The organism is Pseudomonas sp. MWU15-20650 (assembly GCF_023242475.1).
In the GTDB taxonomy this organism is placed as follows: domain Bacteria; phylum Pseudomonadota; class Gammaproteobacteria; order Pseudomonadales; family Pseudomonadaceae; genus Aquipseudomonas.
Window position 1 is genome coordinate 14,128 of sequence record NZ_JALJFG010000018.1, and the last position, 23,241, is coordinate 37,368.

The 23,241-nt window shown below is 60.5% G+C and carries 22 protein-coding genes; 18 read left to right on the forward strand and 4 right to left on the reverse strand.

Going from position 1 to position 23,241, the window contains the following annotated elements:
- Positions 1–10: 10 nt before the first annotated feature.
- From M5B43_RS15230 to M5B43_RS15240, 3 genes are all read left to right on the forward strand, one after another.
- Positions 11–676, forward strand: a complete 666-nt coding sequence (locus tag M5B43_RS15230; RefSeq protein ID WP_248750876.1) for a fumarylacetoacetate hydrolase family protein — start codon at positions 11–13, stop codon at positions 674–676.
- Between the two features lie 400 nt (positions 677–1,076).
- Positions 1,077–2,000: an SdiA-regulated domain-containing protein gene (locus M5B43_RS15235; protein ID WP_248750877.1), complete on the forward strand. Its 924-nt coding sequence runs from the start codon at positions 1,077–1,079 to the stop codon at positions 1,998–2,000.
- 120 nt (positions 2,001–2,120) lie between these two features.
- A complete protein-coding gene (locus M5B43_RS15240; protein ID WP_248750878.1) occupies positions 2,121–3,035 on the forward strand; it encodes an SdiA-regulated domain-containing protein in 915 nt (304 codons plus the stop codon).
- A 54-nt stretch (positions 3,036–3,089) separates the two neighbouring features.
- On the opposite strand, the gene rpiA is transcribed toward M5B43_RS15240, so the two are convergent.
- Positions 3,090–3,761, reverse strand: a complete 672-nt coding sequence (rpiA, locus tag M5B43_RS15245) for a ribose-5-phosphate isomerase RpiA (RefSeq protein ID WP_248750879.1) — start codon at positions 3,759–3,761, stop codon at positions 3,090–3,092.
- A 137-nt stretch (positions 3,762–3,898) separates the two neighbouring features.
- Here rpiA and ilvA point away from each other — a divergent pair, with 137 nt between their 5' ends.
- Positions 3,899–5,413 (forward strand): threonine ammonia-lyase, biosynthetic, encoded by a 1,515-nt coding sequence (gene ilvA / locus M5B43_RS15250; protein WP_248750880.1) that lies wholly within the window; start codon positions 3,899–3,901, stop codon positions 5,411–5,413.
- A gap of 41 nt (positions 5,414–5,454) precedes the next feature.
- Positions 5,455–5,868, forward strand: coding sequence for a DUF2269 family protein (locus M5B43_RS15255; protein WP_248750881.1), 414 nt, complete (start codon positions 5,455–5,457; stop codon positions 5,866–5,868).
- Between the two features lie 110 nt (positions 5,869–5,978).
- Here the strand turns inward: M5B43_RS15255 and M5B43_RS15260 are convergent, their stop codons facing one another.
- Positions 5,979–6,635: an HAD family hydrolase gene (locus M5B43_RS15260; RefSeq protein WP_248750882.1), complete on the reverse strand. Its 657-nt coding sequence runs from the start codon at positions 6,633–6,635 to the stop codon at positions 5,979–5,981.
- Between the two features lie 143 nt (positions 6,636–6,778).
- On the opposite strand from M5B43_RS15260, the gene M5B43_RS15265 reads away from it, so the two are divergent.
- Both M5B43_RS15265 and ptsP read left to right on the forward strand, forming a co-directional pair.
- Positions 6,779–7,258, forward strand: coding sequence for an RNA pyrophosphohydrolase (locus tag M5B43_RS15265; RefSeq protein WP_053128161.1), 480 nt, complete (start codon positions 6,779–6,781; stop codon positions 7,256–7,258).
- A gap of 22 nt (positions 7,259–7,280) precedes the next feature.
- Complete coding sequence (ptsP, locus tag M5B43_RS15270) at positions 7,281–9,560, forward strand: phosphoenolpyruvate--protein phosphotransferase (protein ID WP_248750883.1); 2,280 nt, start codon at positions 7,281–7,283, stop codon at positions 9,558–9,560.
- A gap of 120 nt (positions 9,561–9,680) precedes the next feature.
- Here ptsP and M5B43_RS15275 read toward each other — a convergent pair whose 3' ends face one another.
- Entirely contained in the window at positions 9,681–10,427 is a 747-nt protein-coding gene (locus M5B43_RS15275) for an NRDE family protein (protein WP_248750884.1), read from the reverse strand.
- A 217-nt stretch (positions 10,428–10,644) separates the two neighbouring features.
- Between M5B43_RS15275 and lgt the strand changes: the two genes are divergently transcribed.
- Both lgt and M5B43_RS15285 read left to right on the forward strand, forming a co-directional pair.
- On the forward strand, positions 10,645–11,457 hold the full coding sequence (gene lgt / locus M5B43_RS15280) for a prolipoprotein diacylglyceryl transferase (protein ID WP_248750885.1): 813 nt from the start codon (positions 10,645–10,647) through the stop codon (positions 11,455–11,457).
- Positions 11,458–11,508: 51 nt separating this feature from the next.
- On the forward strand, positions 11,509–12,342 hold the full coding sequence (locus tag M5B43_RS15285; protein ID WP_248750886.1) for a thymidylate synthase: 834 nt from the start codon (positions 11,509–11,511) through the stop codon (positions 12,340–12,342).
- 69 nt (positions 12,343–12,411) lie between these two features.
- On the opposite strand, the gene cadR is transcribed toward M5B43_RS15285, so the two are convergent.
- Positions 12,412–12,861, reverse strand: coding sequence for a Cd(II)/Pb(II)-responsive transcriptional regulator (cadR, locus tag M5B43_RS15290; protein ID WP_248750887.1), 450 nt, complete (start codon positions 12,859–12,861; stop codon positions 12,412–12,414).
- An 85-nt stretch (positions 12,862–12,946) separates the two neighbouring features.
- Here cadR and M5B43_RS15295 point away from each other — a divergent pair, with 85 nt between their 5' ends.
- The 9 genes from M5B43_RS15295 to M5B43_RS15335 all read left to right on the forward strand — a co-directional run bounded on the left by M5B43_RS15295 (position 12,947) and on the right by M5B43_RS15335 (position 23,237).
- Positions 12,947–15,235, forward strand: a complete 2,289-nt coding sequence (locus M5B43_RS15295; protein ID WP_248750888.1) for a heavy metal translocating P-type ATPase — start codon at positions 12,947–12,949, stop codon at positions 15,233–15,235.
- A gap of 16 nt (positions 15,236–15,251) precedes the next feature.
- Positions 15,252–16,115, forward strand: coding sequence for a LysR family transcriptional regulator (locus M5B43_RS15300; protein ID WP_248750889.1), 864 nt, complete (start codon positions 15,252–15,254; stop codon positions 16,113–16,115).
- 247 nt (positions 16,116–16,362) lie between these two features.
- Complete coding sequence (locus tag M5B43_RS15305; protein WP_248750890.1) at positions 16,363–17,427, forward strand: putative 2-aminoethylphosphonate ABC transporter ATP-binding protein; 1,065 nt, start codon at positions 16,363–16,365, stop codon at positions 17,425–17,427.
- 1 nt (position 17,428) lies between these two features.
- Positions 17,429–19,141 carry a putative 2-aminoethylphosphonate ABC transporter permease subunit gene (locus M5B43_RS15310; RefSeq protein WP_248750891.1) on the forward strand — a complete coding sequence of 571 codons (1,713 nt, stop codon included), beginning with the start codon at positions 17,429–17,431 and terminating at the stop codon, positions 19,139–19,141.
- A 22-nt stretch (positions 19,142–19,163) separates the two neighbouring features.
- A complete protein-coding gene (locus M5B43_RS15315; protein WP_248750892.1) occupies positions 19,164–20,186 on the forward strand; it encodes a putative 2-aminoethylphosphonate ABC transporter substrate-binding protein in 1,023 nt (340 codons plus the stop codon).
- 125 nt (positions 20,187–20,311) lie between these two features.
- On the forward strand, positions 20,312–21,445 hold the full coding sequence (locus M5B43_RS15320; protein ID WP_248750893.1) for a TIGR03364 family FAD-dependent oxidoreductase: 1,134 nt from the start codon (positions 20,312–20,314) through the stop codon (positions 21,443–21,445).
- Entirely contained in the window at positions 21,445–21,999 is a 555-nt protein-coding gene (locus M5B43_RS15325; protein WP_248750894.1) for a phosphonate degradation HD-domain oxygenase, read from the forward strand. The genes M5B43_RS15320 and M5B43_RS15325 overlap by 1 nt, the downstream gene beginning before the upstream one ends.
- A 91-nt stretch (positions 22,000–22,090) precedes the next feature.
- Positions 22,091–22,666, forward strand: a complete 576-nt coding sequence (locus M5B43_RS15330) for a hypothetical protein (RefSeq protein WP_248750895.1) — start codon at positions 22,091–22,093, stop codon at positions 22,664–22,666.
- A gap of 22 nt (positions 22,667–22,688) precedes the next feature.
- Entirely contained in the window at positions 22,689–23,237 is a 549-nt protein-coding gene (locus M5B43_RS15335; RefSeq protein ID WP_248750896.1) for a hypothetical protein, read from the forward strand.
- Positions 23,238–23,241: the final 4 nt, after the last annotated feature.

The window sequence follows — 23,241 nt, forward strand, 5'->3', positions numbered from 1 at the left end:
GAGTCGTTCCATGAGCTACCAGCACAAGTATGTCGACGGCACCAACATCCACTTTCCTGTGGGCAAAGTGGTGTGTATCGGGCGTAACTACGCCGAACATGCCAAGGAACTGGACAACCCGGTGCCAACCGAGCCGTTGCTGTTCATCAAGCCAGGCAGCTGTGTGGTGCCGTTGGACGGCGGTTTCAGCATCCCGACCGAGCGCGGTTCAGTGCATTACGAGGCGGAAATCGCGGTGTTGATCGGCAAGCCGCTGTCGAACAAGCCGAACCGTGAAGAAGTGCTGGACGCCATCTCGGGCTTCGCCCCGGCCCTGGACCTGACACTGCGCGACAAACAGGCAGAGCTCAAAGCCAAGGGGCTGCCGTGGGAAATCGCCAAATCCTTCGACGGCGCTGCGGTGATTGCGCCCTTCGTGGTTGGCAGCACCTTTGCCGACGTGACCGATATCGGCATTCGCCTGACCATCAACGGCCAAGTGCGCCAGGAGGGCAACAGCGCGCAGATGCTCAACCCGATCATCCCGATGATCCAACACATGGCAGGCTGCTTCTCCTTGCAGGCCGGTGACGTGATCCTCACCGGTACTCCGGCCGGCGTGGGGCCGTTGAATGTGGGGGATGAACTGGTGTTGGAGTTGGTGGGCGTGAACCGCTTCGAAAGCAGCGTTCGCTGATCGCCTGACTGAACATGCTCGAAATGTGGGAGGGGGCAAGCCCCGATGCCAGTCAGTTAAGCGCTAGAACGAGCAACCGGTAACCTGTGGCGAGCGGGCTTGTCCCGCGTTGGGGCGCGTAGCGCCCCTAAAGAAGGACGAATGCGGTGTATCCGATACTCCGCGCAGATAGCTTTTGGGGCTGCTGCGCACCCCAACGCGGGACAAGCCCGCTCGCCACAGTGATAGTGTTCCTTCTTAACTGACAGGCATTAGGGCAAGCCCCCTCCCACATTTGATTGTGTGAATCCTGGGCTTTTGCATTTTTTTCACACGTTACCCGGATAATCCCAAGCCTCCTGCGCGCGGGCCCGTTGATCCTGTGCTATCAACTAATGCTCTTATTCCGGAAAAGCGCTCAATGGCCGTGCCCCTGTCTTCTGTTACACCCAAGCCCCGTGCCCGTTTTATCCTGCGCTGGTATTCCTGGCTGTTCCTGGCTGGGGTGATTGTGTATGGCGTGGCCTGGGCCATGCACTGGGATGACCGGGGCGTATTGTGGGTGTCGGAGGGCTTTGAAAGCCCGGCCGCGCGGCAAGCGAGCGTGTGGCTGCCGGACTACCGTGCGGTCATCGACGCCAAGGTGCTGCCGGGCATGGAGAAGGACGAGGCGTCGGACTTGTCCTATAACCCACAGACTAAAACCCTGTTTTCCGTCATGGGTAAAAACCCGTTCCTCGTTGAACTGAACCTGCAAGGCGATGTGCTGCGCAAGATGCCGCTCAATGGCTGGAACAACCCCGAAGGCGTCACGGTAATGGAAAATGGCCTGATGGCCATCGTCGACGAGCGCAAGCATACCCTGACGATGGTGAAGGTCGATGCCAGCACCCAGCAGCTGAATATGGCTGACTTCACGACCTACGACCTCGGCCCGTCCAAAGACCAGAACAAAGCCTTTGAAGGTGTCACCTGGGACAAGCGCAACCAGCAGGTCGTGCTCGGCGAGGAGCGCCCACCGGCGTTGTTCACCTGGAAAAGCGATGGCAGCACGTTGACGGGTGACAAGCAAAAGGTCGCCAGCAACGAGCTGGACATGCGTAACCTGTCAGCCTTGGCTATCGACCCGCGCACTGGGCACTTACTGGTGTTGTCGGCCGATTCCCATCTGCTCCTTGAACTGGATGAGAAGGGCAAGCAAGTCAGCTTCATGACCTTGCTCGGTGGGTTCAATGGCCTCCAGCGCACCATTCCCCGTGCTGAAGGCGTGACCTTGGATGAAGACGGCACGTTGTACATGGTCAGTGAGCCGAACCTGTTTTATCGCTTCGAAAAGCAGAAGTAACGCTGCGATTACGTCGGACATTGCTCCAGGAGCGGCATTCGCCACACATCAGGCAGCGTTTAAGTTTAAATTCAGATGGGCGTGATATTCATCCGCCACTTTTGACTTTGAGCTTGCCCGATGCGTCGATTTGCCCGCCCCAAACCCGCGTTTTTCATGCTGTTGCTGATCGCCCTGGTGACCGCAGGGGTGTTCGCCCAGCACTTTCGTTTGTTCGAACGAGCCTGGTTCAACCTCCAGGCATGGCGCCAGCCTGCCGATGAGCGCTCCATTGGCCTGGATCATTACCGGGTCTGCCTGGAAGCCAAGGTTATCGAGGGGCTCAACGATGACGTCTCGGCCCTGACTTACGACCCCGTGCGCAACAGCCTGTTTACGGTCACCAATAAAAACGCCGAGCTGATCGAACTGTCCCTGGACGGCACTATCTTGCGGCGTATTCCCCTGCTGGGCTTTGGCGATGCCGAGGCCGTGGAGTTCATCAGCGACAACATCTACGTCATCAGTGACGAGCGCCAACAGCGGCTGATCAAGGTGCATGTGGACGATGACACGCGATTCCTCGATGCCGCCGACGCAGAGCAAATGACCCTGGGCGTGCACATCGGTGGCAACAAGGGCTTTGAGGGCTTGGCCTACGACTCGGTAGGCAAGCGTCTGTTCGTGGCCAAGGAGCGCGATCCGATGCTGATCTACGAGGTTCACGGCTTTCCCCATTTCAAACCGGAAAAAACCTACTCGGTACATGTGATCAACAACCCCAAGCGTGACGCGGGACTGTTTGTGCGCGACCTGTCGAGCCTGCAATACGACGAGCGCAGCGGCCATCTGCTGGCGCTGTCCGATGAGTCGTTCCTGGTGTTGGAGCTGGATATCGACGGTCGCCCGTTGAGCAGTCTTTCTCTGCTTGGCGGGCGCCATGGCCTGAAAAAACGTGTGCCTCAGGCCGAAGGAATCGCCATGGATAACGAGGGCACCTTGTACCTGGTCAGCGAGCCGAACCTGTTCTATGTGTTCAAGAAGCCAGAGTCCTGAACACCGCCCACCCATGTGGAAGGGGGGCAAGCCCCTCCCGCATGGGGGTTTGCATCAGGCCTTGAGGGTTTTTACGCCTTCCGGGGTACCCAGCAGCAGCACATCGGCCGGACGCGCGGCAAACAAGCCGTTGGTGACCACGCCGACGATCGCATTGATCTGAGTTTCCAGCGCCACCGGGTTGGTGATCTGCATATTGAAGACGTCGAGGATGATGTTGCCGTTGTCGGTCAACACTCCCTCACGGTACACCGGGTCGCCGCCCAGTTTCACCAGTTCGCGGGCCACGTGGCTGCGGGCCATCGGGATGACTTCCACCGGCAGCGGGAACGCGCCGAGTACCGGCACCAGCTTGCTGGCGTCGGCGATGCAGATAAAGGTCTTGGCCACGGCCGCGACGATCTTCTCGCGGGTCAGGGCTGCGCCGCCGCCTTTGATCAGGTTCAGGTGTGCGTCGCTTTCATCGGCGCCGTCGACGTAGAACTCCAGGTCGCTCACGGTGTTGAGTTCGTACACCGGAATGCCATGGCCCTTGAGGCGTGCGGCGGTGGCTTCGGAGCTGGCGACCGCGCCGTCGAACGCGCCTTTGTGCTGGGCCAGCGCATCGATAAAGCAGTTGGCGGTTGAGCCGGTGCCGACACCGACGATGCTCTTATCGTCGAGTTTAGGAAGGATTAAATCGACGGCGGCCTGGGCCACTGCCTGTTTGAGTTGATCCTGGGTCATGCGGGCTCCGGAGCGGGCGGGGAGTTATCGAGGGCGGCGAGTATAACCCAACAAAACCTCGGGATTCGTGTGGTCGTACGGCCGAAAGCCGGGTTAGACTCCTCGGCCCTGCCCAACTCGCCCAGTGATATCCGCCGATGCTTGAACAGTACGTCAAAAAGATCCTCACCTCGCGCGTTTATGACGTTGCCGTAGAAACCCCATTGCAGACTGCTCGCCAGCTCTCCGAGCGGCTGGGCAACAAGGTCTGGCTCAAGCGTGAAGACTTGCAGCCGGTGTTCTCGTTCAAGATTCGTGGCGCCTACAACAAGCTGACCCAACTGAGCGCCGAAGAGCGCGCGCGCGGCGTAGTGACTGCTTCGGCAGGCAACCATGCCCAGGGCCTGGCCCTGGCGGCCAAGGTGCTGGGGGTCAAGGCCACAATCGTGATGCCCAAGACCACCCCGGAGATCAAGGTCGAAGGCGTGCGCTCCCGTGGTGGCAAAGTGGTTTTGCACGGTGATTCCTTCCCGGAAGCGCTGGCTTACTCGCTGAAACTGGTCGATGAAAAAGGCTACGTCTACATCCACCCTTACGATGATCCGCACACCATTGCCGGGCAGGGCACCGTGGCGATGGAGATTCTGCGCCAGCACCCGGGGCCGCTGGACGCGATTTTCGTACCGGTGGGCGGTGGCGGGCTGATCGCGGGTATCGCGGCGTACGTGAAGTACCTGCGCCCGGACATCAAGATCATCGGCGTCGAACCGGACGACTCCAACTGCCTGCAAGCCGCCATGGCTGCCGGCGAGCGCGTCGTGCTGCCGACCGTCGGCATCTTTGCCGATGGCGTGGCGGTTGCGCAGATTGGCCAGCACACCTTCGACATCTGCAAGGATTATGTGGATGAGGTGATCACGGTCAGCACCGATGAGATCTGTGCGGCGATCAAGGATATCTACGACGACACGCGCTCGATCACCGAGCCGGCAGGCGCACTGGGGGTGGCGGGTATCAAGAAGTATGTGGAGAGCCGTGGCGTGACCGGGCAAACCCTGGTGGCCATCGACTCCGGCGCCAACGTCAACTTCGACCGTTTGCGCCATGTGGCCGAGCGCGCCGAGCTGGGTGAGGGCCGCGAAGCCATCATCGCGGTAACCATCCCCGAGAAGCCGGGTAGCTTCAAGGCGTTCTGCGAGGCCGTGGGCAAACGCCAGATCACCGAATTCAACTACCGCTACCACTCCGGCCGCGAGGCGCACATCTTCGTCGGCGTGCAGACCCATCCGGAAAACGATCCGCGCAGCACGCTGATCGCCAGCCTGACCAGCCAGGGGTTCCCGGTGCTGGACCTGACCGAAAACGAATTGGCCAAGTTGCACATCCGCCATATGGTTGGCGGGCATGCGGCCAAGGTCAGTGATGAAGTGGTGTTTCGCTTCGAGTTCCCCGAGCGGCCAGGTGCCTTGTTCAACTTCCTTAACAAGTTGGGCGGGCGCTGGAACATCTCGATGTTCCACTATCGCAACCACGGAGCGGCCGATGGCCGTGTGGTCGCCGGCCTGCAAGTGCCCGCGGATGAGCGCCACTTGGTGCCGGCTGCCTTGGCACAAATCGGCTACCCGTACTGGGATGAAAGCGAAAACCCGGCTTACCAGCTGTTCCTCGGTTGAGCGACTACGCTGACTGAGCGGCCTTTTAAGGAATCGAGACCATGGAAACGCTGACCACCCTCAAGGTTATCCACATCACCGCCACCGTCTTGCTGCTGCTCAGCGGCCTCGGCCTGGCCGTACTGGCCTGGCGCAAACGCAGCGTCGGCCCGGCAGCCACCGTGCAACGTCCGTGGGCGTTTATCTGGCTGCTGATGGGCATCTGCCTTGTCAGCATGCCGTTTACCGGCTGGTGGCTGGTGCACCTGGTCGGCTGGCCGCTGGGGCAAGCCTGGATCCTGGGTTCCAGTATCCTTTACACCGTCGCGGCGCTGGCCTGGTTCTGGCTGGTGGCGCGGCTCAATCGCCTGCGCAAAGGTGAGGGCGGTAGCCTGAACTTCACGTTGGTGCTGGCGGTGGTCAGTCTGGTGGGGTTTGTGGCGATTGCAGGGTTGATGGGCGCCAAGCCGGTTTAGGGCTTTAGACCGCGTTGGCTGCATCGGGAGCAAGCCCCCTCCCAATTTAACCGCGTACATCCCTTGGAGTGCGGTCGAGTGTGGGAGGCGGCTTGCCCTCGATAGGGTCTTCAGCCACGCAGCGTAATCACCGGCCAGCCGCGTTTTTCGGCTTCAGCGCGCAGGTTCGGATCCGGGTCCACCGCTACGGGGTGAGTGACTTGCTCCAGCAACGGCAAATCATTCATCGAATCGCTATAGAAGTAGCTGTCCTCCAGGCTGTGCCCGGTTTCCTCGAGCCAACGGTTCAGGCGCGTCACCTTGCCTTCACGGAAGCACGGCACATCGGTGCTGCGCCCGGTGTAGCGGCCGTCTTGCATCTCGCATTCGGTGGCAATCAGCGTCTCGACACCCAGTCGGGCGGCGATTGGCGCGGTGACGAAGCGGTTGGTCGCGGTGATGATCACCAGCTTGTCGCCGGCGGCGCGGTGCTTGGCCAGCAATTGCACCGCCTGCGGCAGCATGATGGGCTCAATGCAGTCGCGCATATAGTCGTTGTGCCACTCTTCGAGCTGGGCCATTTCGGTGCGGCCAAGGATTTCCAGGCAGAAATTCAGGTAGGCGGCGTTATCCAGTTGGCCGGCCAGGTAGTCCTGGTAAAACTCGTCGTTGCGAGCCTTGTAGGCCACGGGGTCGAGAATCCCGCGTTCACAGAGGTAATCGCCCCACGCGTGATCGCTGTCACCGCCAAGAAGGGTGTTGTCCAAGTCGAATAAAGCCAGGCGCATTGCAGTTACTCGCTGAAAAGTCTGTAAAAAGGCGTCCAGAATACGGTCTTTTCACAAGAGTGCACATAAGGTAAGAAGCCTCGTTGCCGCTTGATGAACCTTTGTGGAACAATGCGACGACATGCGTTTGCGAGGTTGTTGCCGTGATCGACCCCGATGGTTTCCGTCCTAATGTCGGGATTATTCTTACGAATGATGCCGGACAGGTGCTATGGGCTCGCCGAATCAACCAAGATGCCTGGCAGTTTCCTCAAGGTGGAATCAACCCCGACGAAACCCCTGAAGACGCCTTGTACCGTGAGTTGAACGAAGAAGTCGGCCTTGAGCGTGAAGATGTGCAAATTCTGGCCTGTACTCGCGGCTGGTTGCGCTATCGTTTGCCGCAACGCCTGGTGCGTACTCACAGCCAACCGCTGTGCATCGGCCAGAAGCAGAAATGGTTTCTTTTGCGCCTGATCTCCAACGAGCAGCGGGTGCGGATGGATTTGACCGGTAAACCGGAGTTCGATGGCTGGCGCTGGGTCAGCTATTGGTACCCGTTGGGCCAGGTGGTGACATTCAAGCGCGAGGTTTATCGTCGCGCTCTCAAAGAGCTTGCCCCGCGCCTTTTATCGCGCGACTGACGACGGAGTTCGACCCCGAGCCATGCTCAATACGCTGCGCAAGATCGTCCAGGAAGTTAACTCCGCCAAGGATCTCAAGGCGGCGTTGGGGATTATTGTGTTGCGCGTCAAGGAAGCCATGGGCAGCCAGGTCTGCTCGGTTTACCTGCTGGACCCCGAGACCAACCGTTTTGTGCTGATGGCCACGGAGGGCTTGAACAAGCGCTCCATCGGCAAGGTCAGCATGGCACCCAATGAAGGTCTGGTGGGCCTGGTGGGGACGCGTGAAGAACCCCTGAACCTCGAAAACGCGGCCGATCACCCGCGTTATCGCTATTTTGCCGAAACCGGTGAAGAGCGCTACGCCTCGTTCCTTGGCGCACCGATCATTCACCACCGCCGCGTCGTCGGCGTGTTGGTCATCCAGCAAAAAGAACGCCGCCAGTTCGACGAAGGTGAAGAAGCCTTCCTTGTGACCATGAGTGCGCAGCTCGCCGGCGTTATCGCCCACGCCGAAGCGACGGGCTCGATTCGCGGCCTGGGCCGCCAGGGCAAGGGCATCCAGGAAGCCAAGTTCGTTGGCGTGCCGGGTTCGCCGGGCGCTGCGGTCGGTACGGCAGTGGTCATGCTGCCCCCGGCAGACCTCGATGTGGTGCCGGACAAGACTGTCGGCGACATCGACGCTGAAATCAAACTGTTCAAGACCGCCCTGGAAGGCGTGCGCGCCGACATGCGCAACCTGTCGACCAAGCTGGCTACCCAGCTGCGCCCGGAAGAACGGGCGCTGTTCGACGTCTACCAGATGATGCTGGATGACGCGTCCCTGGGGAACGAAGTCAAGACGGTGATCAAGACCGGCCAGTGGGCGCAGGGCGCGTTGCGCCAGGTGGTGACCGACCACGTCAACCGTTTCGAATTGATGGACGACGCCTACCTGCGCGAGCGCGCCTCGGATGTGCGCGACCTCGGTCGCCGCCTGCTGGCCTATCTGCAGGAGGATCGCAGCACCAACCTGGTCTACCCCGACAACACCATCCTCATCAGCGAAGAACTGACCGCCACCATGCTCGGCGAAGTGCCGGAAGGCAAACTGGTGGGGTTGGTCTCGGTGTTGGGCTCGGGCAACTCCCACGTCGCGATCCTGGCCCGGGCCATGGGTATTCCGACGGTGATGGGCTTGGTGGACCTGCCGTATTCCAAGGTCGACGGCATCGACATGATCGTCGATGGGCATCGGGGTGAAGTCTTTACCAACCCTAGCGAATTACTGCGCAAGCAATACGCTGAGGTGGTGGAAGAAGAGAAACAATTGGCGCTGGGCCTCGATTCGTTGCGTGAGCTGCCTTGCGTAACCCTCGATGGCCACCGCGTACCGCTGTTGGTGAACACTGGCCTGTTGGCCGATGTCGCCCGTGCGCAACAACGCGGCGCAGAAGGGGTAGGGCTGTATCGCACCGAAGTGCCGTTCATGATCAACCAGCGTTTCCCCAGTGAGAAGGAGCAGCTGGCGATTTATCGCGAGCAACTGTCCGCCTTCCATCCGTTACCGGTGACCATGCGCAGCCTGGACATTGGCGGCGACAAGTCACTGTCGTATTTCCCGATCAAGGAAGACAATCCCTTCCTTGGCTGGCGTGGCATCCGCGTTACCCTCGACCATCCTGAAATCTTCCTCGTCCAGACCCGTGCCATGCTCAAGGCCAGCGAGGGCCTGAACAACCTGCGCATCCTGCTCCCGATGATCTCCGGCACCCACGAGCTGGAAGAAGCCCTGCACCTGATCCACCGCGCCTGGGGCGAAGTGCGCGACGAAGGCGCCGACGTACCGATGCCGCCGATTGGCGTAATGATCGAAATCCCGGCGGCGGTGTACCAGGCCAAGGAATTGGCGCGGCAGGTGGACTTCCTGTCGGTAGGCTCCAACGACCTGACCCAGTACCTGCTGGCGGTGGACCGTAACAACCCACGGGTGGCCGACCTCTACGACTACCTGCACCCGGCGGTGCTGCAAGCCCTGCAACACGTGGTGCGCGACGCCCATGCCGAAGGCAAGCCGGTGAGCATCTGCGGTGAAATGGCCGGTGACCCCGCGGCGGCGGTGCTGTTGATGGCGATGGGCTTTGACAGCCTGTCGATGAACGCCACGAACTTGCCGAAGGTGAAGTGGATGCTGCGCCAGGTAAACGTGAGCATGGCCAAGGAACTGCTGGCGGAATTGATGACCATCGACAATCCGCAAGTTATCCACAGCTCGCTGCAGCTGGCGCTGAAGAACCTGGGGTTGACCCGCATGATCAACCCGGCCTCTGCCAAAACCCTCTAGCGCCTGGCGCCGATCCAAATGTGGGAGGAGGCTTGTTCCTGATAGCGGTGTATCAGTCAAACGTCTGGTGACTGATGCCTTGCAATCGGGAGCAAGCCCCTTCCCACATTGGTGGTGTGGTTAGAAATTGAGTTCTACCTCTCCGAGCCGCCCACCCAAAGGCCCGAAGCTACGCTCCACCATGCGCCGCGTGCCGTCGGCATTCACAATCAGCGCCGTGCTCGCCCGCGTCCCGTAGCTGGGGCTGGCAATGAACACGCTCGACAGCAGGCTTTCTGTGGCCAACCCCACGCCGGTGTCCGGCAAGTCCGCGAAAGGCGCGGTTTGCGTGTCGCTTAAAAGGCCCAGCAACGCCTCAGGCTGCGGGTGCTCCAGCAACGCTTTCAACGCCGCCTTGGCCTTGACCAGCTTCGGCCAAGGCGTATCCAGCCCGGCATTGGACAGCCCATAGACGCCCGGCGCCAGCAGCGTGGGATCGATCTCGTTGGCGTTGTAGTGCCACAGTTCATCCCGCGTGCCCAGCAGCAGGTTAAACCCGGCGTATTCAATCGATCGGCCGTTAACGTCGGCCAAGTAGTCGTCAATCGGCAGCGATCCACTGAGAAAGCGCGCAACCAGTTCGCCGCGCGACTTGCGTGCGGGCGGTTGGTGCGGGTTGCGAATATTGGTCAGGGCAGCGAACCGCCCTTCGGCGTTGACACCCAGCCAGGTACCGCCGGCTTCCTGGTCGCGGCCGGCGTAAACCTGTGGCGCATCCGGCCACTGAGCCAACGGCAGGCTGGGGCGGGCGTAGAACTCATCACGGTTGGCCGCGACGATCAGTGGCTGGGCATGGCCCGGTCGCCAGGCAAAAACAATCAGGCACATGGGGCGATCCCTTTTGTGTTTTTCCCAACTCTACCCATAGAACCGCGGGCGTTCCATCGTATCGAAGTTGGGCGGCACACCTTCCATCCGTTAACATGCCGGGCTGTTTGGTGTGTATGTGCACTTCTTAATTTGATATCGCAGCTGTAACGCAGGCTTAATCGCACACCGGCATGGTCCGGTGCGTCATGACTAAATGTTTTAACGAGGAGTCGCAATGCTGCCTTACCCGCAGATCGACCCGGTGGCCCTGGCCATCGGTCCGCTGAAAATCCATTGGTATGGGTTGATGTACCTGATCGGCATCGGCGGTGCCTGGCTGCTGGCTTCCCGGCGCCTGAACCGTTTCGACCCGACCTGGACCAAGGAGAAACTCTCCGACATGGTGTTCTGGATGTCGATGGGGGTAATCGTCGGCGGGCGCCTGGGGTATGTGTTGTTCTACGATTTGCCGGCGTATATCGCCAACCCGACGCTGATCTTCGAAGTGTGGAAGGGTGGCATGGCGTTCCACGGGGGGTTCGTCGGCGTCATGATCGCGGCCTGGTGGTTCGGCCGCCGTAATGGCAAGTCGTTCTTCCAGCTGATGGACTTCGTCGCACCGTTCGTACCGATCGGCCTGGGCGCCGGGCGTATCGGTAACTTTATCAACGCGGAGTTGTGGGGTAAGCCGAGCGACGTGCCATGGGCCATGGTGTTCCCGCCGTTCAGCGACCCGGCGCAATTGCCGCGCCATCCGTCGCAGCTTTACCAGTTCGCCCTGGAAGGTGTGGCACTGTTCCTCATCCTTTACATCTTCTCGCGCAAGCCACGTCCAACCATGGCGGTGTCGGGGATGTTCGCGCTGTTCTACGGGATCTTCCGCTTCATCGTCGAATTCGTACGGGTGCCGGATGCGCAGTTGGGCTACCTGGCATGGGGCTGGTTGACCATGGGCCAGATCCTCAGCCTGCCGATGATCATTGCCGGCCTGGGCCTGCTGTGGTGGGCTTACAACCGCCCGCAAGGCATCAAGAACACCGCGCTTTAAATTCGAATGCCGGGGCCTTTTGGCCTCGGCTTCAACGATACGGGTAATGACATGAAGCAATATCTCGAACTACTGAACGACGTCGTGACCAATGGATTGACCAAAGGCGATCGCACCGGCACCGGCACCAAGGCCGTGTTTGCCCGTCAGTATCGGCATAACTTGGCCGACGGCTTCCCGCTGCTGACCACCAAGAAGCTTCACTTCAAGAGCATCGCCAACGAGCTGATCTGGATGTTGAGCGGCAACACCAACATCAAGTGGCTCAACGAAAATGGCGTGAAAATCTGGGACGAATGGGCCACCGAAGAAGGTGACCTCGGGCCGGTGTACGGCGAGCAGTGGACCGCCTGGCCGACCAAGGACGGCGGCACGATCAACCAGATCGACTACATGGTCCACACGCTCAAGACCAACCCAAACAGCCGCCGCATCCTGTTCCATGGCTGGAACGTCGAGTACCTGCCGGACGAGACCAAGAGCCCCCAGGAAAACGCACGCAATGGCAAGCAAGCCTTGCCACCGTGCCACCTGCTGTACCAGGCGTTCGTGCATGACGGTCATCTGTCGATGCAGTTGTATATCCGCAGTTCCGACGTGTTCCTCGGCCTGCCATACAACACCGCCGCCCTGGCGTTGCTGACCCACATGCTGGCCCAGCAGTGCGACCTGATCCCTCACGAGATCATCGTCACCACCGGCGACACCCACGCCTACAGCAACCATATGGAACAGATCCGCACCCAGCTGGCGCGCACGCCGAAGAAGCTGCCGGAACTGGTGATCAAGCGTAAACCTGCATCGATCTACGACTACACGTTCGAAGATTTCGAGATCGTGGGCTATGACGCTGACCCAAGCATCAAGGCTGACGTGGCGATCTAAAGACTGTCCTGGTCTTAAGGGATGGGCTTGTGTGGGAGAGGGCTTGCTCCCTCCCACATTGGGTCCCTGTCAATGGCCGTGGCTTCTGCCCACATGGGAGGGCTCAGCCTCGCTGGCCGCAACGCTCCCGCTGACTTCCAGCCGCTGCAAAATCCCGCACTGGTCCAGCCCCGGCCCGCCACCGCAGCGCTGGCGCAGGTCCAGCAATTGCTCCTGCAACGCCAACAGCCCATCAATCCGCGCTTTCACATGGTGAATATGCTCGTCGATCAACGCGTTCACGCTTTCGCACTGGTCCTGTGGGCTATCACGTAGCCCCAGCAGGCTGCGGATCTCTTCCAGGGTCATGTCGAGGCTGCGGCAGTTGCGGATAAACACCAGCCGCTCGGTGTGCGCCTGGGTGTACACGCGGTAGTTGGCGTCGGTACGCGCGGGCGGCGGTAGCAAGCCTTCCTTCTCGTAATAACGGATGGTTTCCACCTGGCAGTCGGTCAGTTTGGCCAATTCGCCGATCTTCATCGCAGCAATCTCCAAATGGGTGCTTGACCCTATAGTGGCTACAGGGTCTTTACTTGGCAACAGGCACCTTTACGGACGCGACAGAATGAGCGATTCCATCCACACCCCAAATAAGCATAAGCATGATCACCAGCACGATCATGCTCATGACCACAGCCACGATCATGGCGCCAAGCTGACACCGGTCAAACAGCACGACCATGCCAGCCACGGCGACTCCTGCTGTTCCAGCAAGGCTGCGCCAGCCGTGGTGAAGCTCAGCGACGCGCCGACAGCCGGCTCGCGCCTGAGCACCTTTCGCATCGAAGCCATGGACTGCCCTACCGAGCAGACGCTGATCCAGAACAAACTGGGCAAGCTTGCCGGTGTGCAGCAACTGGAATTCAATCTGATCAACCGCATCCTCGGCGTCACCCATGACCTGCCGAGCACTGCGCCGATCATCGAGGCGATCAAATCCCTCGGGATGCAGGCCGACCCTATCGAAGAAGGCGTCCCGGCTGCCGAACCGCCCGCCAAGAAGCATTGGTGGCCGCTGGCGGTGTCCGGCGTGGGCGCGCTGGGTGCAGAAGTGCTGCATTTCAGCGGTGTGGCGCCGACCTGGGTGATCGCGCTGGTGGCGCTGGTGTCGATCCTCAGTGGTGGCCTCACGACCTACAAAAAGGGCTGGATTGCGCTCAAAAACCTCAACCTGAACATCAACGCCCTGATGAGCATTGCGGTAACCGGTGCCGTGCTGATTGGCCAGTGGCCGGAAGCGGCGATGGTGATGTTCCTGTTCACTGTGGCCGAGTTGATCGAGGCCAAGTCCCTGGACCGTGCGCGCAACGCCATCAGCGGCTTGATGCAGATGACGCCGGAGCAGGCCACGGTGCAGCAAGCTGACGGTTCATGGTTGGAGCAAGAGGTCAAAAGTATTGAACTGGGCGCGATCGTGCGGGTGAAGCCCGGCGAGCGCATTGGCCTGGACGGTAAAGTCACGGCCGGCCAGTCCACCATCGACCAGGCACCGATCACCGGTGAAAGCCTGCCGATTGAAAAGACCGTGGGCGATAAGGTCTTCGCCGGCACGATCAACCAGGCAGGCTCTCTGGAATACAGCGTGACGGCTGCGGCCAACAACTCCACCCTGGCGCGCATCATTCATGCCGTGGAACAGGCCCAAGGCGCACGGGCGCCGACTCAGCGTTTTGTCGACAGCTTCGCCAAGGTCTACACCCCGGCGGTGTTCCTGTTTGCCCTGGGCGTGGCGATTATTCCACCGCTGTTCATGGCGGGCGTCTGGTTCGACTGGATCTACCGTGCTCTGGTGCTGTTGGTGGTGGCGTGCCCCTGTGCCTTGGTGATCTCTACCCCGGTGACCATCGTCAGCGGCCTGGCGGCAGCGGCGCGTAAAGGCATCCTGATCAAGGGCGGTGTGTACCTGGAGGGTGGTTACAAGCTTGACTACCTGGCCCTCGACAAGACCGGCACGATCACCCATGGCAAACCGGTGCAAACCGATTACCTGGCGCTGTTCCCCACTGTCGAAGACAGCGTCCCGGCCTTGGCTGCCAGCCTTGCCGCGCGCTCCGACCACCCGGTCTCCCTGGCGATTGCCAATGCGGCTGTGGATAAAAACCTCGCGACCCACACTGTGGATAACTTCGAGGCATTGGCCGGTCGCGGCGTGCGTGGCGATATCAACGGAGAAACCTACCACTTGGGCAACCATCGCTTGGTGGAGGACCTTGGCCTGTGTTCGCCGGCGCTGGAAGAAAAGCTCTTCGCCCTGGAAAAACAAGGCAAGTCCGTGGTGTTGCTGCTCGACAAGTCCGGCCCGCTGGCGCTGTTCGCCGTGGCCGACACGGTCAAGGACAGCAGCCGCGAAGCCATTCAGCAACTGCACGACCTGGGTATCAAGACCCTGATGCTCACAGGCGACAACACCCACACCGCCCAGGCGATTGCCGCCCAGGTCGGAATTGACCAGGCCCAGGGCGACTTGTTGCCCACCGACAAACTGCACGCCATCGAAACCCTCTACGGCCAAGGTCGCCGGGTGGGGATGGTCGGCGACGGCATTAACGACGCTCCGGCTTTGGCCCGCGCCGAAATTGGCTTTGCCATGGCCGCGGCGGGCACCGACACCGCCATCGAGACCGCCGACGTAGCGCTGATGGACGATGACCTGCGCAAGATTCCGGCTTTCATTCGGCTTTCCAGGCAAACGTCGAGTATCCTCAAGCAGAACATCGCCCTGGCGTTGGTGATCAAGGCGATCTTCCTGGCGGTCACGTTCCTGGGCATGGCGACCATGTGGATGGCGGTGTTCGCGGACATGGGCGTAAGCCTGCTGGTAGTGTTCAATGGCCTGCGCCTGTTGCGCAAATAGAGGATGAGAGGGTGGTGTGCTGAGTGCCGAGTTGAAGGCGTTTTTTATGGTCGCCCGCCTGGGCAGCATTACCCAGGCGGCGAAAAAACTCGGCTTGAGCCAGCCCACGGTCACCACCCAGATTCGCAACCTGGAAAGCCAGTACGGCGTTGAGTTGTTCTACCGCGGTGGCCGCCGCCTGACGGTCAGCGACGAAGGCGCGCGCCTGCTGCCGATGGTCAAGACGCTGTTGCAGCAGGAAGCGGATATCGAATTTTTCCTGCGCAACAATGGCCAGGTCCAGGGGGCGCTGAGGATTGCCGCGACGGCGCCGTACTACATTCTCGACCTGGTCAAAGCCTTTCGCGAGCGCCTGCCTCAGGTGGAGGTCTCGGTGGAAATCGGCAACTCCCAGCAGGTACTCGAAGCGTTGGACGATTACCGCGTCGACGTCGCTGCTTCTTCGCAATTGCTGGAAGACCCCCGCCTGATCCGCCGTGTGCTGGGCACCGACCCTTTGGTGTTGGCAGTGCATCGCAATCACCCGTTGGCCAAGCTCGACCATGTACCGTTGAGCGCGCTTGCCGGGCATACGCTGTTGATGCGTGAGGCCGGCTCCACCACCCGCAGGCTGACGGAAGACATGCTGCAGGGTGCCGGTGTGAGCTACGGGCCGCTGCTGGAAATTGGTAGCCGCGAGTCGATCCGCGAGGCCGTGCTACGCAATATCGGCATCAGCATCATTGCGCGACAGGAAGTCCCGCATGATCCGCAGTTGCGGGTGCTGACCATCGAGAATGCGCCGCAGATTCCGGAGTATCTGTATTGCCTCAAGGAGCGCAAAGGGGCGCGGTTGCCGGCGGCGTTTCTTGGCTTGGCTCAAGAAATGTCACCCCTCTGAATTTTTCGCTGGCTTTGAGGGCCTCTTCGCGAGCAAGCCCGCTCCCACATTTGATCGCGTTTCAACATGAGAATGCGGTCAACCTGTGGGAGCGGGCTTGCTCGCGAAAGCGGTAGGCCAGGCAACTCATCACCATGAGTCCTACACAAATCCACCAATACCACTATCACCGCCTTTTGCCTTTCTGCCACACCCGTTACGCATTGCCTCCCTAGCATGGCCTTCATCCGTTCGATGAGGTGCCACCATGCACACAGCCCTGACCCAACCCGGCGCACCGATGAAAGTGCGTGCAATCCAGAAACGCTTTGGCGCGTTTACCGCGCTGGACAACGTGTCGCTGGACATCGCTGCCGGCGAGTTGGTGTGCCTGTTGGGCCCATCCGGCTGCGGCAAGACCACACTGTTGCGTTGCATTGCCGGCCTGGAGCGCCAGGACAGCGGCGAACTTTACCTGGGCAACCGGGATGTTTCCTTGCTGCCGCCCCAGGCGCGGGACTACGGGATTCTGTTCCAGTCCTACGCGCTGTTCCCCAACCTGACGGTGGAGGCGAACATCGGCTACGGCCTCACCGGCAGTGGCCGTGATGAAGTGCGCAAGCGTGTCGGGCAGATGCTTGAATTGGTGGGCCTGCTCGGCAGCGAAAAGAAATACCCCGGCCAACTGTCCGGTGGCCAGCAACAGCGGGTTGCCCTGGCCCGTGCGCTGGCGCCGGCACCCTCGTTACTGCTGCTGGACGAGCCGATGTCGGCCCTCGACGCTCGGGTGCGTGAGCACTTGTGCACCGAGCTGCGTCAACTGCAACGGCGCCTGGGTATTACCACGCTGATGGTGACCCACAACCAGGACGAGGCCATGTTGATGGCCGACCGCATTGCCGTGATGAACAACGGCAAGGTTGAGCAATACGCCACGCCCCAGGAAATCTACGACCGCCCGGCGACGCCATTCGTGGCGGAGTTTGTCGGCCAGGGCAACTGGTTGCCGTTCAGCCGCAACAGCGCCAGCCACGCCCAGGTCGGCGGGATGAATATGCGCCTGGCCGACGATGCTGGCGTGGCGAAATCCGGGCGCCTGTTCTGTCGCCCGGAAGCCATCAGCGTCAACCCGCCGGTGCATGAAGAAAACCTGTTCCCGGCCAAGGTGCGTGAGATCACCTTCCTCGGTAACCGCTGCCGCATGAGCTTTGAGCTGGAGCAGTTGCCCGGCCATCCGTTGCTCGCCGAACTGGCCCCCGAAGCCATGCCGCGCCTGGGCGCCCAGGACATCTGGGTGGCCTTGCCGCCGCGCAGCCTGCAGGTGTTTGCCTGAGATGGCCTCTGTCATGACATTGCCGATTGCGCGTCAGGTTTCCCGCGTCGAGTGGGGCGATCGCATTTTCGTGGTGGGCGGCAAACTGCTCTGGTTGTGCCTGCTGGGTATCGCCGTCTTGCTGCCGTTGCTGGCGATTTTCTGGCGCGGTTTCAGCAGCGAAGCCGGGCAGGGCGGCGGGCTGGTGGCCGCGCAGGCGCTGGTGACCAGCGCCAACTTCCACTGGTTGCTGGGCAACAGCCTCAAAGTCTCCCTCAGCGTAGCGGCCATCGTCGTACCGCTGGCCTATCTGTTTGCCTATGCCCTGCAACGCACGTTGATTCCCGGTAAAACCTTCTGGCGCGGCCTGTCGCTGCTACCGTTGATGGCACCGTCGATGTTGCCGGGCATTGCGCTGGTCTACCTGTTTGGTAACCAGGGGCTGTTGCGCGGCGTGCTTTCGGACAACATCTACGGCTTCTGGGGCATTGTGCTTGGTGAAGTGATCTACACCTTCCCCCATGCGCTGATGATTTTGTTGTCAGCCCTCTCGTTGGCGGATGCGCGCTTGTTCGATGCTGCCTCCAGCATGGGCGCCAGCCCGGCGCGGGCGTTTCGCAGCATCACTTGGCCAGCCACGCGCCAGGCCGTGTTCGCCGCCTTTTGCCTGGTGTTCACCCTGACCATCACCGACTTCGGCGTGCCGGTGGTGGTCGGTGGTGATTACCAAGTGCTGGCGCTGGAAGCCTACAAGGCGGTAGTCGGCCAGCAACAGTTCGGTCGCGGTGCGCTGATCGGCATGGTGCTGCTGCTGCCGGCATTGTTCAGCTTTGGTGTGGATACCTGGCTACGCCGTCGTCACGGCGATGCCATGAGCGGTCGCGCCCAGGTCTTTCAGCCCGCCCCGTCACGGCTGCGCGATGGCTGCTACCTGGCCATTGTGGTGTTGATCTGCGCGGTGTTGCTGCTGGTATTTGGCATGGCGGTGTATTCCTCGCTGGTGAAGTTCTGGCCGTACAACCTGTCGCTGTCGCTCAACCACTACCAGTTTGAAGACACCGCCGGTGGCGGCTGGCTGGCCTATCGCAACAGCCTGAGCATGGCCCTGTGCACGGCGCTGATCGGCAGCGTGTTGATCTTCACTGGCGCCTACCTGATGGAAAAGACCAAGGGCCAGAAGGGCCTGAACCTGGCGCTGCGCATGCTCAGCTTTGTGCCGATGGCGGTGCCGGGGTTGGTGCTCGGCCTGGGCTATGTGTTCTTTTTCAACCTCAACGGCAACCCGCTGCATGTGTTCTACGGGACCATGACCCTGCTGGTGGTGTGCACCATCGCGCACTACCTGACCACCGCGCAGATGACCGCGACCACGGCACTGCGCCAGCTGGACGGTGAGTTCGAAGCCGCCGCGCTGTCCCTCAAGGCGCCGCTGTACCGCCACTATCTACGTGTGACGGTGCCGATCTGCCTGCCGGCGCTGCTGGACATCGTGCGCTACCTGTTTGTATCGGCGATGACCACCGTGTCGGCCGCGATCTTCCTCTACAGCCCCGACACCATCCTCGCCGCCGTCGCTGTATTGAACATGGACGACGCGGGCAACGTGGGCGGTGCTGCGGCCATGTCCACCCTGATTCTGTTCACTTCGGCCGGCGTCTCGCTGCTGCTGGCGTGGGCCTCACGTGGCGCGTTGCGCCGTTCCCAAGCCTGGCGCCAGACCGCGCCGGGTCAATAACTTTCCCTGAAGGAGGTGCTCCATGTTCAAGCCCCTGGCGCTGGTCGCTGCGGTACTCACTGCATTCAGCCTGAATGCCTTCGCCAAGACCGAGCTGACCGTGTACACGGCCCTCGAAGCCGAGCAGTTGAAGACCTACAAACAGGCTTTCGAAAAGGCCAACCCTGACGTCGAGATCAAGTGGGTGCGCGACTCCACCGGCATCATCACCGCCAAGCTGCTGGCCGAGAAAGCCCGCCCGCAGGCTGACGTGGTCTGGGGCCTGGCCGCGTCGAGCCTGGCGATCCTCGACCAGCAAGGGATGCTGGACAACTACGCACCCAAAGACCTGGACAAGATCGGCAAACATTACCGTGACCCCGCCAACCCACCGGCTTGGGTAGGCATGGATGTCTGGGCCGCGACCATCTGCTTCAACACCGTCGAAGCCGAAAAGCAGGGCCTGAGCAAACCGGTGAGCTGGCAAGACCTGACCAAGCCGGAATACAAGGGCAAGATCGTGATGCCTAACCCGGCGTCGTCCGGTACTGGTTTCCTGGACGTGAGCGCCTGGTTGCAGACCTTCGGTGAGAAACAGGGCTGGCAGTACATGGACGACCTGCACCAGAACATCGGCCAGTACGTTCACTCCGGTTCCAAGCCGTGCAAGCTGGCGGCTTCAGGTGAATTCCCGATTGGCATTTCCTTCGAATACCCGGCGGTACAGCTCAAGCGCCAGGGCGCCCCGCTGGACATCATCCTGCCCAAAGAGGGCCTGGGCTGGGATATCGAAGCCACCGCTGTGATCAAGGGCACGGCCCACGCCGATGCCGCGAAGAAACTCGCCGACTTCTCCGCAAGCCCTGCCGCGATGGAGTTGTACAAGGATAACTTCGCTGTCCTTGCCCAGCCGGGTATTGCCAAGCCGCAGACCGAATTGCCGGCTGACTACGAGCAACGCTTGATCAAGAACGACTTTGCCTGGGCTTCGAAAAACCGCGACAGCATCCTGACCGAGTGGCGCAAGCGCTATGACGGCAAGTCGGAGAAAGTGGCGGGTCAGTAAGGTTTTCGTTTGGGCTGATGGCCTCTTCGCAGGCAAGCCAGCTCCCACTTTTGAAGGTGTTCATACATCAAAATGTGGGAGCGGGCTTGCTCGCGAAAGCGGTCGCAAATGTAAGGCATCACTTCATGACACACCACAACGACTTACTGATCATCGGCGCCGGCATTCTCGGCCTGTCCCACGCCTATGCGGCGGCCAAACGCGGCCTCAAGGTCAAGGTGTTCGAGCGCAGCGCCACGCCATTGGGGGCTTCGGTGCGCAACTTCGGCCAGGCACTGGTCACCGGCCAACCGCCTGGGCCAATGCTCGACCTGGCACGGGAAAGCCGCGAGATCTGGGGGCAATGGGCGCAGGTGGCCGGGTTGCAGCTCAAGCGTAATGGCTCGTATCTGTTCGCTCGCACGCAAGCAGAAGAACATCTGCTTGAGGCTTTTTGCGCCGGCCGCGCGCAGGAGCACGGCTACAACGTCGAGTTGTTGCAAGGTGCGGCGATGAAAGATTTGTACGGCGGCCAGTTTCGCCATCATCGCGCGGCACTGCACGGCAAGGATGATCAGCAGCTGTATTCTCGCGAGGCGATCCCGGCGTTGATCCACTACCTCAGCCAGGCATTGAAGGTGGAGTTTCACTTTTCCACCCTGGTACGTGACGTCGAGCCAGGCCATGTACACACCACGGCGGGCAGTTTTCGTGGCGAGCAGGTCATCGTGTGTTCCGGCCACGACTATCAGACCCTGCTGGCCGAGCCCATCGCCCAGCTCAACCCGCAAGTTTGCCGTCTGCAAATGTTACGTGCCCGCCCCGTGGGCAACCTGAACCTGCAACACGCGTTGCTCACCGGTTTGAGTTGCGTGCACTACGGCGCTTTTGCCGACCTGCCGCAAGCGGCGCCGGTGCAAGCGCAAATCCTGCGTGAAGCCCCGCACCTGCATGAACATGGGATTCACCTGCTGATCAGCCCGACGCCCCACGGCGAACTGATCATTGGTGACTCCCATGACTATGGCAGTGACGCATCGCCCTTCAATGCCGAGCAGGTCGATGACTGGATGATCGAGCTGGCCGAACAGACGCTGGGCTGCAAGATCCAGGTGGTCGAGCGTTGGCAGGGTGTCTATGGCTCGCGCGGGCCAGGGCCGTTTTCCTTTGTACGTGCTGCCCCCGGCGTCAGCGCCGCGTTGATGCACACCGGCGTGGGCATGAGCGTTGGGCCTGCCATGGCTGAGCGAAATATCACCACACTGTGGGGAGAGGCGTGATGAACCCGGAACAGGCGATTGCCGACGTCTTTGGGCTGTACGAGCGGCACGGGATGGCGGATTACATTGGTGAGCCGGTCTCACAGCTCGAGCATATGTCCCAGGCCGCGCAGTTGGCGATGGCCGAGGGCTTTGACGATGAGGTGGTGCTGGCGGCGTTCTTCCACGATATCGGGCATCTCTGCGGCCAGGGTGGCGAGAACATGGGCGGTTATGGCGTGGTCAGCCACGAGCGGCTGGGTGCCGATTACCTGCGCCGCGCAGGCTTCAGCGAACGCCTGGCCAAGTTGGTGGAATACCACGTGCAGGCCAAGCGTTACCTGACCTTCAGCCAGCCGGACTATTACGCGCGTTTGAGCGAGGCCAGCCGGCGAACCCTGGGTTACCAGGGCGGCGTCATGAGCGCCGAAGAGGCTCGAGCCTTTGAGCAAGACCCGTTGTATGCCGTGAGCTTGCGTATGCGCCACTGGGACGAAGAGGCCAAGCAAAGGCATGTACCGGTGCTGGATCTGCAACTGCTCAAAGCCAAGGCCGCGCGACTACTGGCCGCGTAGACGGGCCCTACACACATCGCAGAGACGCCGCCTGGAGCCTCGATAGGCGCCCCACTAAGGTGCTTGCTTCTTAACCATGGGAGCAACGCAGATGCGCTATTTAAAGGTGGTTGCGCAGGATCAAACGGGAGATGGCCGGGCGAATACAGTGCGGCTTCAGTTCTACCAACGTACGCAATGCGATCAGGGCAGGTTGCTCAATGAGGCCGTGGCCTATGATTTCACATCAGACGGGAAGGTAGATTACAGCCGGGGAGACGTTACCAATAACGGTCGGGAAAACAGTCTTGATCGGGTGTTGCTGGACAGATTCGCTAATGCGTATTTGAAGATTAATTGGGTGAACCGCGGCTCCAGTACACGACGCTATATGAAGATTTTTTCCGAAGACTTCTATAAGGACGGCACCCCCGACACCGTGCGCCTGCATTTACATAAAGGCCCAGGGCTGCTGAGTTCGGACGCTCAGGTGTCTTGGAGCGCCGCTTATGATTTTGATAACAACGGCGAACTTGAGTGGAATATTCATGCCGACATCAACTGCGATGGCGTCATTGATGAGGTTGACAAGCACTTGGTCCAGCAATTGGCTGAGCTGTATTTGAAGTTCAATTGGCACACACCTGAGCCCTTCGACGCCAAGGTTGTTGATATCAAGGCACATTGATCCACAAGGAAGGGAGCACGTGATGCGCTATTTAAAAGCCGCTGCCCAAGACAGAAGCGGCAATGGAAAGGCAGATACCGTCTTTTTGCATTTCTATGAACGCGCAGCGGGCGGGTTCGACGAGCTGGTTCATGAGGCGTTTGCCGTTGATATGAATGGCGATGCAGACGTGGATCTTCAAACCGTTGTAGACATTGACGTTGATGGCAAAAATATTGTCATCGATTACCAATGGCTCAAGGTCTTCGTCAATACGTTTCTTAAGTTGAAGTGGTTTAACAGCGGCGAAAGCTGGAAGCGCACCTTGGTGGTTGTCGCCGTCCATGAATACGAAAAAAGCCCGCCCAATGGGGTGAAACTCAATTTTCTGGAACGGCGTAGCGCTGTGCGTAAACCGACGCTGGCTTATCAGGCCGAAGCCTACGACGGCTACGGGAACGGTGAGCTGGAATGGTTTACCCAGACCGATATGGATAAGAACGGCGTGGTTGATCAGCTCGATAAAGAACTGATCCGCTCCCTGTGCAGCAGTTTCCTGGCATTTGAATGGTACACAGACAACACCGTTTGACGCT